Raw genomic sequence first — 11234 nt, 5'->3', positions numbered from 1 at the left:
TTGAAGCTGCGCAAATCGGCCAGCAGGCGTTTGGCGCCCGGCAGATAGCCGATCACTCCGTGGCCGCCGATCGCCACATATTGAATGTATCGGGCGAAGCAATGCGCCAGCGGCAGGAACAGCAGCAGGCGATTGTCGTTATACAGCATATTCGGCAGGATCTCATATCCATTGAGCACGATATGCGTGTAGTTGCGGTTGGAGAGCATCGCCCCCTTGGGACGCCCCGTGGAGCCCGACGTGTACACGATGGTGAGCACGTCGTCGGCTGTGATGGATGCAATCGCGGCATCCAGCGTGGCATCCGACACGCCCCGGCCGAAATCGGCGACGGCATCCAGCCCCTCCGCCTTGAAGTTGAAGACGTTGCGCAGCGTGTTGCCATGGTTGTCGCGGATCTGCTCCAGCGCCTGGGCGTGATCGAAATCTCCGCAGAACGCGACTATGGGCTTCACCTCGTCGATGATGTTGGAAGCCTGCTGAATGGAATCCGTCTCGTAGATCGGCACCAGCACCGCACCGATGGCGGCGCAGGCGAAATCGACCACGCCCCACGAGTAGCATGTCGGCGAATAGACGATCACCCGTTCGCCTTTGGTCGCCCCCAGCGCCAGCAGCCCCTTGGCCACCTCCCTCGCACGGCCGAGCATCTCGCCCGCACTGACCTGATGCCATGCGAAGGTCTTCTCATCCTGCCATTCGGCGACGGTTTCGTCGGGATTGCGTTTCGCGCGGCGCGCCAGCAGCGAAAACACGGTGTCGGCTTCGGTGGTTGTGTATTTGATCGGTTCGACAAACTCCTTGAGCATGGACACCACTATAAAACAGCGTCCTGTCAGTGCGGCGCCTATTTCATCCCAGATCGAGCGCCGTGCACATCCACCGGGTGCCGACGTAATCGAAGATCACCGTCGACCAGTAGCTGGTCTGGGCGATGGTGAGATGCACCCAAGCCTCCACGTGATCGGAAGCCCGGACCACTGCGTCAATGCCGCGGGGCTCGACCGGCAGCTGCCAAGCCCGCTGACGCAATTCGGGATGCCGCTGCAGATGGCCGCGGTACAGCAGCGCCATCGTTTCCAGCTTGCGCGCCGCCGTGGGGCTGACCGCATTGGCGAGGCGGCTGGCAGGCAGCTTGCCACGCACCACGTCCATGGCACGCCACGCCAGGCGCGCCGCGGCGCCGCCCAGTCCGATGCAGTCGCGCTTCGACAGATCTTCGGGCACATAGCGGCAAATGCGCAGATGAACGGATTGCCCGTTGGGCAAGATGGGCAAGTCCACTTCAAAGGTGTCCGGCTGGCTCATAGTAACTCCTTCGTTCTTCTCCCGGCCCTCACTGAGGCCTTACTATGAGCTCTAGTACGACGAAGCGTCCCGGTCAATTCCCGACCGGGACGCTGTGGATAAGTGGACAACCGTGGATAACTTACACGCCCGGATCAGTGGGCAGCGTATGGCGTAACCACCATATCGCAGCGCTGGAAGTCCTTGACGTTCACGTACCCGGTGGAGGCCATCGCACGACGCAGCGCGCCGATGAAATTCACACGGCCATCGGCCTGATGGCTCGGCCCGAACAGGATCTGCTCCAGCGGCGCCACGGTGCCCACATTGACGCGATAACCGCGCGGCAGGGTCTGATGGCGGGCCTCGGCGCCCCAGTGCATGCCCTTGCCGGGCGCCTCGGCGGCACGCGCCAGCGGAGTGCCCAGCATAACGGCGTCGGCGCCAAGCGCAAAGGCCTTGACGAAATTGCCGGAATCACCCATGCCGCCATCGGCGATAACCTGCACGTAGCGCCCGCCCGACTCGTCCATGTAGTCTCGCCGGGCCTCGGCGACATCCGAAATGGCGGTGGCCAGCGGCGCCTGGACGCCGATGGTGGTGCGTGTGGAGGACACCGCGGTGCCGCCGAATCCAACCAGCACGCCGGCGGCTCCGGTGCGCATCAGATGAAGGGCCGCCGTGTAATTGGCGGCGCCGCCCACGATCACCGGCACATCGAGATCGTAGATGAACTTCTTGAGGTTCAGCGGTTCATGCGTCTGGGAAACATGCTCGGCGGACACCGCGGTGCCGCGAATCACGAACAAGTCGACTCCGGCATCGACGACGGTCGAATAGAACTGCTGGGTGCGCTGCGGAGACAGCGCGCCGGCCACGGTCACACCGGCATCGCGGATCTCGTGCAGGCGCTGCGTGATGAGTTCGGGCTTGACGGGCTCCGCATAGATCTGCTGGATGCGCTCAATCGCATGGGCGGAATCCAATGCGGCGATCTCGCCCAGCAACGGCTGCGGATCCTCGTAACGAGTCCACAATCCTTCGAGGTCAAGCACGCCAAGGCCGCCGAGCTTGCCCATGGCGATGGCCGTGGCGGGACTTGTCACCGAATCCATGGGCGCGGCGATCACCGGGATGTCGAACTCGTAGGCGTCAACCTGCCACGAAGTCGAGACGTCCTGGGGATCGCGGGTGCGACGGGAAGGCACGATGGCCACATCATCAAGGGCATAAGCGAGGCGAGCCTTCTTGCCCAAACCGATTTCAATTTCCTGAGACATGCTCCCTAGGCTAATGCGGCACTGTGACTTTGCGGCGGGCATGCGCGTGGGGCCTTCCCCCGTCCGTTCCGAATACCGTCCCATATGTTGTGCGTTGAAACATACATCTGGTATTGCTGTCACCAATGGGCCCACCGACATTACAAGGAGGCATGTATGGGCAAGATCAAAGTCGAAGGCACGGTTGTGGAACTCGACGGCGACGAGATGACCCGCGTCATCTGGAAGGACATCAAGGACAAGCTCATCCTTCCGTATCTTGACATCAATCTCGACTACTACGACCTTGGCATCGAGCATCGCGACGAAACCGACGACCAGGTGACCATCGACGCCGCCAACGCCATTCTCAAGCACCATGTCGGCGTCAAATGCGCCACCATCACCCCGGACGAGGCCCGCGTCAAGGAATTCGGCCTCAAGAAAATGTGGAAGTCCCCCAACGGCACCATCCGCAACATCCTCGGCGGCACCATCTTCCGCGAGCCGATCGTGATGAGCAACGTGCCCCGTCTGGTCCCCGGCTGGACCAAGCCGATCGTCGTGGCCCGCCATGCCTTCGGCGACCAGTACAAGGCCACCGACTTCAAGGTTCCCGGCGCCGGCACGCTCACGGTGACCTTCACCCCCGAGGACGGCGGCGAGCCGATTGAGCATGTGGTGTACAACTACGGTCAGGACGGCGGCGTGGCGCAGGTGCAGTACAACGTCAACGACTCCATCAGGGGATTCGCCCGCGCCTGCTTCAACTACGGACTCATGCGCCACTACCCCGTGTACCTGTCCACCAAGAACACGATCCTCAAGGCGTACGACGGCCAGTTCAAGGACATCTTCGCCGAAGTCTTCGAAACCGAATACAAGGATCGCTACGAGGCCGAAGGACTCACCTACGAGCACCGCCTCATCGACGACATGGTCGCCAGCTCGCTCAAATGGCACGGCGGCTACATCTGGGCCTGCAAGAACTACGACGGCGACGTGCAGTCCGATTCCGTGGCCCAGGGCTTCGGATCGCTGGGACTGATGACTTCCGTGCTCATGACCCCGGACGGCCAGACCGTCGAGGCGGAAGCCGCGCACGGCACCGTCACCCGCCACTACCGCCGCTGGCAGAAGGGCGAAAAGACCTCCACGAATCCGATCGCATCGATCTTCGCATGGACCGGCGGCCTCAAGCACCGCGCCGACCTCGACAACACCCCCGAGGTGCGCCATTTCGCCGAAACCCTGGAGAAGGTCATCGTCGGCACGGTGGAAGGCGGCCAGATGACCAAGGATCTCGCCAGGCTCATCGGCCCCGACCAACCTTGGCTCGACACCGAGGGCTTCATGAACGCACTGGACGAGAACCTCGCCAAGGCGCTTGCCGAGTAGCGATTCTCGTCGAACGATTCCGGAGGCGCTTCGAGGAGGGGGGCGCCTCCGGAATCATCCCGTCCGGCCCTCGTTCGCCCACGGGACGGCCTGTCTTCTCGAATGGCAATCGGTAGTAAGGTGGATCGTGCGTAACGATTGGCCGACCGGTGAGGTGCGAATTCCTTGAACTTGACATCAGCCAAGAGGCTGCGGCAGTGGATGCGCCGCGCCACGGCATGCTTGGCGACCCTGTCCATGGCGGCGGCGTTCGCCGCCTGCTCCCCCGTCGGCGGTACCGGCGATCCAGCCGTCTCGAATACCACGGCCGCGACTTCCACGGGGACCGCTGCCGGCTCCGACGCATATAATCTGGCCATCTTCACCCCGGCGGACGGCATAACGCTATCCAACAACACACCGATCAACAAATGGGCGGTCCTCACCTCGGACATCCAAAAAGCCGTCAAGGACGCCGCCGCCGACTCTTCCGAGACCGCGGCCAACGTCACAACGAAAACCAGCACCGCGACCGATCTCGACAAACAAAGCCAGGACGTGGAGGACTACGTCGTTTCGCATCTTGCCGACACCAACGCCATGGCATCGACCACATTGATTGTGGCGCCCGTCAGCCAGACGGACGAGGTCACGCGGCAATATGGCGATTACGTGCGGCAGGACGTCACATGGAACGCCGAACCGGTCGACGGGGAAACCGACCAGCAGAAGACCCAGCGCCAGGCCGGCGAACGACTCGTGTCCGCACTCACCCTCGCGCACGAGGCCGGCGCGCGCGTCGTGATACTGTCAAACCAGCTTCAGGGATTCACCCCCGACCTCTATGTCCCGTTCACAACCGCCAAAGCCATCGGCCACATCCAGGCGGAGCAATTGGCCCGCAAACTCAAACTCGACGCCACCAGCCCGCAAAATCCCAAATCCATCGAAGTCATGATCCCGCTGAGTTCAACGGGCGCAGATGGCAACGGAACCGTCGACACGACCTTCGCCCAGGAAGCATTCGCCGGCATCTGGGAAGTGCTGGGGCCGTATTTCTCCGACGGACGCGCGGTCAGCCCATCCGGATACCTCTCATCCGCCACCACGGACGACGACTGGAAGGCAGTCACCTTCGACCCGTCATCCGACGATGCGGCCGGCAGGGAACTCACCAGACGTCTCGGCAATTCCCAGGCGACAAACGCCTCACAGCTCAAACACATTGACGGCATTATCGCCATGAACGACTACGTTTCCTCGCAGGTGGTCACGGCGCTGACGGACCTGGGGTACACCGGCTCCTCGGCCGACATCAACCCCGAGATCAGCATCTCCGGCATTGTGGGAAGCCTGACGGGAAAGATCGACCTGTCGAAACGCGCCGTGCCCTCGCCACGCAAGGCGCCGTCCCCATCGCCCGGCGCATCCGCCTCCTCCGGCATCAAACTGCCGTTCTCCTCGACGAATGACGTCTCCTCGGCCACCGCCTGGCCGATCGTAACCGGATATGGGGCCTATGCGGACACCATCACGCATATCGTCAACGGCAAGCAATGGATGACCGCGCTCGCCAACCGCAAGGACACCGCCACGCTGCTGGCGAAGGTCGTGGCCGCATACGCCGCCAACGACGACCCCAGTCAGATCGACGGGCTGACCGCCGCCGACTACCAGGGGACTTCGGTCGCTGCCATCGTCAAGGACCAATTGGCAGTGGCCGCATCAAATCTCAAAACCATGCTGATCGACACCGGATACATCACGCCAGCCGACGCCGGACTGTAAGGGACGGGCGCTTTCAGCGCTTGCCCGTATAGATACGCCGTTCGATCAGGTCGCGGTATCGTTCGGTAATCGCCTCGCGCCGGGCCTTCAGGCTGGGCGTGACCATGCCGTTCTCCTCATTCAGGTCGTCTGTGAGAATCTCGTATTTGCGGATCGATTCGGCACGGGACACCTGGTTGTTGGCCGCGTCCACAGCCCGCTCCACCTCCGCCCTGACAATCGGGTTCGCCGCCGCCTCCTCGAGATCGGCGGCCGGATGAGCCCCCTGAGCGGTGAGCCAGGCATTGGTCTCGGCAAGGTCCAGGGCTATCAGGGCGGCGATGAACGGCTTCCGGTCGCCAATGACCACGCATTGGTTTACCACGGGGGAAACCATGACGGCGACCTCAAGCTCGGAGGGCGACACGTTTTTGCCTCCGGCCGTGATGATGAGATCCTTCTTGCGCCCGGTGATTGTGATGAACCCCTCGTCGTCGATGTCGCCGAGGTCACCGGTATGCAGCCAGCCGTCCACCAATTGACGGGTGGTGATTTCAGGATGGTTGTGGTATCCGACGCAGACGCTGGGTCCTTTGATGCACAGTTCGCCATCATCGTCCACACCAAAGCTGATGCCCTGCATGGGCAGGCCGATCGTGCCGATTTTGTAGCCGACCGTGGGATTCACGCTGGCCGGGGCGCAGGTCTCCGTCATGCCATAACCCTCCAGCAGCGGCAGCCCCACGCCGTTGAAGAAATGCGCGATCGAGGAATCGAGCGGGGCGCCGCCGGAAACCGCATACTCCACATGTCCGCCGAACACGCTCATGATGGTCGAGTAGACCAGCCTGGCATACAGCGCGTGCTTCGCCGCAACGGGCAGCGGGATGCCTTCGCCTGCTTGCTGCGCACGGGACCAATCGCGTGCGGTCCGCGCCGCGTCGGCAAACAAACGGCCCTTGAATCCCCTGCCGGCCTTCTGCGAGGCCGCGTTGTAGATCTTCTCGAAAATACGGGGCACCGCAAGCACGAAGGTGGGCTTGAACGAATTGAAATCCGCGAGGATGGTTTTCAGATTGCTTGACAAACCAAGCGTGACGTTGCCGGCGAAACAGAAGAACTGCATGTATCGGGCGAACACGTGGGCAAGCGGCAGGAACAGCAGCAGCCTGCGATCGGGCTTCATGGCGATATCCGGCATGGAACGCACGCCCGAATAGGTGATGAAGACGAAACCGCCGTGCGACAGTTCAATGCCCTTGGGGGTTCCCGTCGAACCGGAAGTATAGACAATGGTGGCAAGGTCGGAGCCCCTCACCGCGCGCTCCCGCTGGTAAAACTCCTCGTCGGACACGGTATTGCCGAACGCCCGTATCGTTTCAATGGCCCCAAGGTCGATCACATAGACGTCGCCGAGATCGGTCACCTGATCGCGAATGGATTCGATTTTGTCGCGCTGCGCGTCATTTTCGGCAAAAGCCATTTTGACCTTGGAGTCATTGAAGATCATGCGCACCTGAGCCGGGGAATTCGTCTCGTAGACCGGTACCGTGAGCGCGCCGATCGACATGATGGCCATGTCAAGGGCGGTCCATTCCCACCGCGTCTTCGACAGGACGGACACCGCGTCGCCCTGTTCGATGCCCCGGGCCATGAGCCCCTTGGCCAGCGAGATCACCAGATCCCGAAACTGCGTGGCGGTAAACGATCGCCATACGCCGTCCCCGTCTTTGTATTCGATCAGGGAGTCGTCGGGCGTTCGCGCAACGCGCTCCTCCAAAATCGAAAAGATATTGGCGTCATAGTCAATGGCTTCCGGCTGCGGACGAGTGAATTCTCTCTTCATGTGCGCTCCTCGCTAGCATATGTTTCACATCATACCCGTTCGTTGGGCGGCTTATCGTCCATACAGCCTTTGGACCGGTTTCAGGACAATCCGATGCGGCAGGGCTGCGGACGCCGGGTCGATATAGGAGCCGGCTTCGGTTTTTACACCCCAATGCAGGCAGATCGCATCACAATGGTCGCTACGTCCCTCCACTCTCGCCATGGCATCGCCGCGATTCACGGCGACCCCCACCGCGAGGTCGGTTTGCGCAGGTTCAAACGTCGACGTACGCGTCGCATGACGCACACTGACCACGTTTTTGCCTGCGACTGTGCCCGCGAATGACACAACGCCATCCATCGGCGCATAGATGATCGTCGGTTGATCCGCATCCACCTGCAGATCGACGCCCCGATGCCCCGCGAGCCATGGCTGAGGAGGCGACTTGAACGGCTTGACGACAGTAGGGACGGACGAATCCACGCTCAACGGCCAGCTCATGGATGTCCGGCATCCCGACACGCCGTCGACCTCCGTTCCGAATGCGGGGCGAACCTCTACCGCGTTGATCGAAACCGCGGCGGATACAGTCGCCGCGAGGCATAGCAGCATCGCATATTGCATGCTGGCCAAGCGGCGTTGCCGCTCACGGCGTAGCTGATATTTCCGCTGTCTCGCCGCCACTCTTCGCTGCCGTTTCCATATCCAGTCGGTGTTCCGCCCCATGATTCCTCCAGGCCGTCGCAACCGCCACCTCTGATGTCATCATGCCTGCCGAATCGTCGGGGGTCCAATGCTCGTAACAGTGTGGTCGAATGTCGGCGTGTTCTTCATGCCCGTTTCTTGTGCCCCCGCACCGCTTGCAGCCGGCGAATTCGCGGAATCCCCGGCGTTGGAGATGGCAAGTACAGCCTTGCAGGCGACATGCCGACATGCGGGTAATTTGCATTCTTGAATGAACGCGGTATTGTATGTGACTTGTGCGCCGAAGAAAAGGCCACTGCCTATTCCTGCGTAGCTCAGTTGGCAGAGCATCCGACTGTTAATCGGACGGTCGCTGGTTCAAGCCCAGCCGCAGGAGCGAATAGCAGAATCCCCCCGAGATGATCAGGGGGATTTTTTATATTCGACGAATGCCGGATGCGGACGCGGGTCGCAGACCATTCCCCGGACGGATGGCATACCATGGATACACACGAAAAATCTATGCAGACGGAAGGAGTCCACTATGTGCACTGGTGTTCGTTTCTCGGACGATGAGGGCAACATGTATTTTGGACGGAACCTTGATTGGGGATTCTCCTACGGAGAGACCATTCTGGCCACGCCCCGCGGCTACCGCTACGATTATGCGTTCGGCGCCATCGGCAGCAGCGATCCGAACGCGGTGCTGGGCGTGGGCGTGGTTATAGCGGACCGTCCAATGTATTTCGACTGCGCCAACGAGCACGGACTGGCCGTTGCGGGGTTGAATTTTCCCGGATATGCCTCTTTTGCGCATGAGCCGGTCGCTGGCACCGAAAACGTCGCCACGTTCGAATTCCCGCTGTGGGTCGCCCGTAATTTCGACACGGTGGATGAGGTTGAAACGGCATTGAAGAATGTGACGCTCGTCTCCCAGATCGTTCCAGGCCAGCAGGAATCCCTGCTGCATTGGTTCATCGGCGACGGGAAGCGCAGCATCGTCGTCGAGCAGATGGCCGACGGCATGCATATTCATCACGACGACGTCGACGTGCTTACCAACCAGCCGACGTTTGATTTCCATATGGAGAATCTGCGCAATTACATGTGTGTCGACAACGAAATGGCCAAGCCGAGCACGTGGGGCAAGGCCGAACTCACCGCATGGGGCGCCGGCGTGAGCATGCATGGCATTCCAGGCGATGTCAGCTCGCCGTCCCGCTTCGTACGCGTAGCCTATACGAACACGCATTATCCGCAGCAGGGCGATGAGGACTCCAACGTGTCTCGCCTGTTCCACACACTTGGCTCCGTGCAAATGGTCGAGGGCATGGCCAAGATGCCGAACGGCCAGTTCGAGCGCACGCTGTTCACCAGCGGGTATTCCTCGAAGACCAACACCTACTACATGAACACCTATGAGGACCCCGCCATCCGCTCCTACGCCATGGCCGATTTCGACATGGACTCCGATGGATTGATCACCGCCTGATCCGCCTCCCCGGCGCGTTCCCCGCGCCGGGCCATCCTCCTCGACATTTGTTCGGGTATACACAAAGGTCCCCTGATGAGCTCGATTCATCAAGGGACCTGATATCCGCTCCTGCGGCTGGGCTTGAACCAGCGACCGTCCGATTAACAGTCGGATGCTCTGCCAACTGAGCTACGCAGGAATAACGGCCACCGCTCTTATCGAACGGCAACAGATGGATAATATACGCGAAATGTCGCAACGATGCAAGTCGTTGCTTCCCGGCGTGTCTTATGCGTCGCCTAGGCGATCACATCGCAACCCGTGTCAACGGCATCGCCGAGTCAATGGGGAAATCGGGTGCGCTGGGAGCGACTCCGGCTTCGACCAAATTGACGCCAAGCATGGCGACCATAGCGCCATTGTCGGTGCACAGCTTGAGCTGCGGGATGCGCACCTCGACGCCATGTCGTTCACCGTATTCAAGCAGCTTGGCGCGTAATTGCGAATTCGCGGAGAAGCCGCCGCCGACAATCAGCGTTTGCGAACCATACTGTTCGCATCCGCGCATCGCCTTTCTGGCCAGCACCGTGGCCACGGAATCCGCCAGGGACGCGCACACGTCATCGACCGGGATGTCGACCCCCATCGCCTGCCGCTGCTCAACCCAACGGGCAACAGCGGTTTTCACGCCGGAAAAACTGAAGTCATACGGATGCTTGGCGCCAGCCTGACCCTGGGTCAGCGCCTGGGGCACGGCGATGGCCTTCGGATCGCCCTGCCGCGCATGCCGGTCGATGTACGGACCTCCCGGATATGGAAACCCCAGCAGTCGGGCGACTTTGTCGAAGCATTCCCCCGCGGCGTCATCCAATGTGGTGCCCACCACGCCGATCGAGCATGGCATATCCTTCACGTGCAGCAACGAGGTATGGCCGCCAGACACGATCAGGGCCAGGGTATCGGCGGGAAACGCCCCGAACTGCAACTGCGTGACCGCAATATGGCCGATCACATGGTTGATGCCGTAGATGGGCTTGTTGGCGGCCCATGCCAGCGCCTTCGCGCCGGAAACGCCAACCGCGAGACATCCGGCCAGGCCGGGGCCGGCGGATACGGCGATGGCGTCCACGTCGTCAAGCATCATATGCGCATCGGCCAGCGCCTTGGATACACACGGCACAAACGCTTCGGCGTGGGCCCTTGAGGCTATTTCGGGAATGACGCCGCCGTACCGTGCGTGTTCCTCCATGGACGATGCCACGATGTTGGACAAAAGTTCGCGCCCTCGCACAATGGCGGCCGCGGTTTCGTCGCAGGTGGATTCGATGCCGAGTACGATTGGTGCACTCATCTTGCTCCTTCGATGGTCGACTGCTTGGGGCTGGCGGCGAATCCGACGATCCGTGGCCTAAGGTCGAGGCTCATGGTGTAGGCGTCCACACCTTCCGGCTGGTAATAGCGCTTCCTCAATCCCATGCGCTGGAATCCGAACCGATGATACAACGCCAAGGCGGGCTCGTTATCGACTCGCACCTCTAGCAGAAGGCGGTTGGCCCCC

The 11234-nt window shown here is 61.4% G+C and carries 9 protein-coding genes, 2 tRNA genes and 1 pseudogene; 4 read left to right on the top strand and 8 right to left on the bottom strand.

Annotated features, from left to right (window positions below):
• From B2994_RS00895 to B2994_RS00885, 3 genes are all read right to left on the bottom strand, one after another.
• Positions 1 to 809 (bottom strand): AMP-binding protein (locus tag B2994_RS00895; RefSeq protein WP_291526525.1); only part of this gene is annotated, 809 nt, incomplete at its 3' end.
• A 43-nt stretch (positions 810 to 852) separates the two neighbouring features.
• A complete protein-coding gene (locus B2994_RS00890) occupies positions 853 to 1308 on the bottom strand; it encodes an Rv3235 family protein (RefSeq protein ID WP_291526524.1) in 456 nt (151 codons plus the stop codon).
• Positions 1309 to 1442: 134 nt separating this feature from the next.
• Positions 1443 to 2567: a GuaB3 family IMP dehydrogenase-related protein gene (locus tag B2994_RS00885; protein WP_291526523.1), complete on the bottom strand. Its 1125-nt coding sequence runs from the start codon at positions 2565 to 2567 to the stop codon at positions 1443 to 1445.
• A 156-nt stretch (positions 2568 to 2723) separates the two neighbouring features.
• On the opposite strand from B2994_RS00885, the gene B2994_RS00880 reads away from it, so the two are divergent.
• Together B2994_RS00880 and B2994_RS00875 are read left to right on the top strand one after the other, a co-directional pair.
• Complete coding sequence (locus tag B2994_RS00880) at positions 2724 to 3944, top strand: NADP-dependent isocitrate dehydrogenase (RefSeq protein WP_291526522.1); 1221 nt, start codon at positions 2724 to 2726, stop codon at positions 3942 to 3944.
• Positions 3945 to 4109: 165 nt separating this feature from the next.
• On the top strand, positions 4110 to 5711 hold the full coding sequence (locus B2994_RS00875; RefSeq protein WP_291526521.1) for a substrate-binding domain-containing protein: 1602 nt from the start codon (positions 4110 to 4112) through the stop codon (positions 5709 to 5711).
• A gap of 13 nt (positions 5712 to 5724) precedes the next feature.
• Here the strand turns inward: B2994_RS00875 and B2994_RS00870 are convergent, their stop codons facing one another.
• Complete coding sequence (locus B2994_RS00870) at positions 5725 to 7536, bottom strand: AMP-dependent synthetase/ligase (RefSeq protein ID WP_291526520.1); 1812 nt, start codon at positions 7534 to 7536, stop codon at positions 5725 to 5727.
• 51 nt (positions 7537 to 7587) lie between these two features.
• A complete protein-coding gene (locus B2994_RS00865) occupies positions 7588 to 8244 on the bottom strand; it encodes a M23 family metallopeptidase (protein WP_291526519.1) in 657 nt (218 codons plus the stop codon).
• 282 nt (positions 8245 to 8526) lie between these two features.
• On the opposite strand from B2994_RS00865, the gene B2994_RS00860 reads away from it, so the two are divergent.
• A tRNA-Asn gene (locus B2994_RS00860) sits at positions 8527 to 8599 on the top strand.
• A 147-nt stretch (positions 8600 to 8746) separates the two neighbouring features.
• Positions 8747 to 9694 carry a choloylglycine hydrolase gene (bsh, locus tag B2994_RS00855; RefSeq protein WP_291526518.1) on the top strand — a complete coding sequence of 316 codons (948 nt, stop codon included), beginning with the start codon at positions 8747 to 8749 and terminating at the stop codon, positions 9692 to 9694.
• 108 nt (positions 9695 to 9802) lie between these two features.
• Here bsh and B2994_RS00850 read toward each other — a convergent pair.
• From B2994_RS00850 to B2994_RS00840, 3 genes and pseudogenes are all read right to left on the bottom strand, one after another.
• A tRNA-Asn gene (locus B2994_RS00850) sits at positions 9803 to 9875 on the bottom strand.
• Between the two features lie 108 nt (positions 9876 to 9983).
• Positions 9984 to 11027, bottom strand: coding sequence for a tRNA (adenosine(37)-N6)-threonylcarbamoyltransferase complex transferase subunit TsaD (gene tsaD, locus B2994_RS00845; protein ID WP_291526517.1), 1044 nt, complete (start codon positions 11025 to 11027; stop codon positions 9984 to 9986).
• A pseudogene (locus B2994_RS00840) lies at positions 11024 to 11234 on the bottom strand (ribosomal-protein-alanine N-acetyltransferase); the annotation flags it as partial. The pseudogene B2994_RS00840 and the gene tsaD, both read right to left, overlap by 4 nt.

It is taken from the genome of Bifidobacterium sp. UBA744, from assembly GCA_002298605.1.
GTDB lineage: Bacteria > Actinomycetota > Actinomycetes > Actinomycetales > Bifidobacteriaceae > Bifidobacterium.
The sequence above is the reverse complement of the archived record's forward strand: the minus strand, read 5'-3'. Positions and strand labels throughout refer to the sequence as shown.

Bases quoted from the DNA above. Each gene is read 5' to 3' on its own strand.
- bsh (WP_291526518.1), top strand. From the start codon at position 8,747: ATGTGCACTGGTGTTCGTTTCTCGGACGATGAGGGCAACATGTATTTT.
- B2994_RS00885 (WP_291526523.1), bottom strand. From the start codon at position 2,567: ATGTCTCAGGAAATTGAAATCGGTTTGGGCAAGAAGGCTCGCCTCGCT.
- B2994_RS00890 (WP_291526524.1), bottom strand. From the start codon at position 1,308: ATGAGCCAGCCGGACACCTTTGAAGTGGACTTGCCCATCTTGCCCAAC.
- B2994_RS00880 (WP_291526522.1), top strand. From the start codon at position 2,724: ATGGGCAAGATCAAAGTCGAAGGCACGGTTGTGGAACTCGACGGCGAC.
- B2994_RS00865 (WP_291526519.1), bottom strand. From the start codon at position 8,244: ATGGGGCGGAACACCGACTGGATATGGAAACGGCAGCGAAGAGTGGCG.
- tsaD (WP_291526517.1), bottom strand. From the start codon at position 11,027: ATGAGTGCACCAATCGTACTCGGCATCGAATCCACCTGCGACGAAACC.
- B2994_RS00870 (WP_291526520.1), bottom strand. From the start codon at position 7,536: ATGAAGAGAGAATTCACTCGTCCGCAGCCGGAAGCCATTGACTATGAC.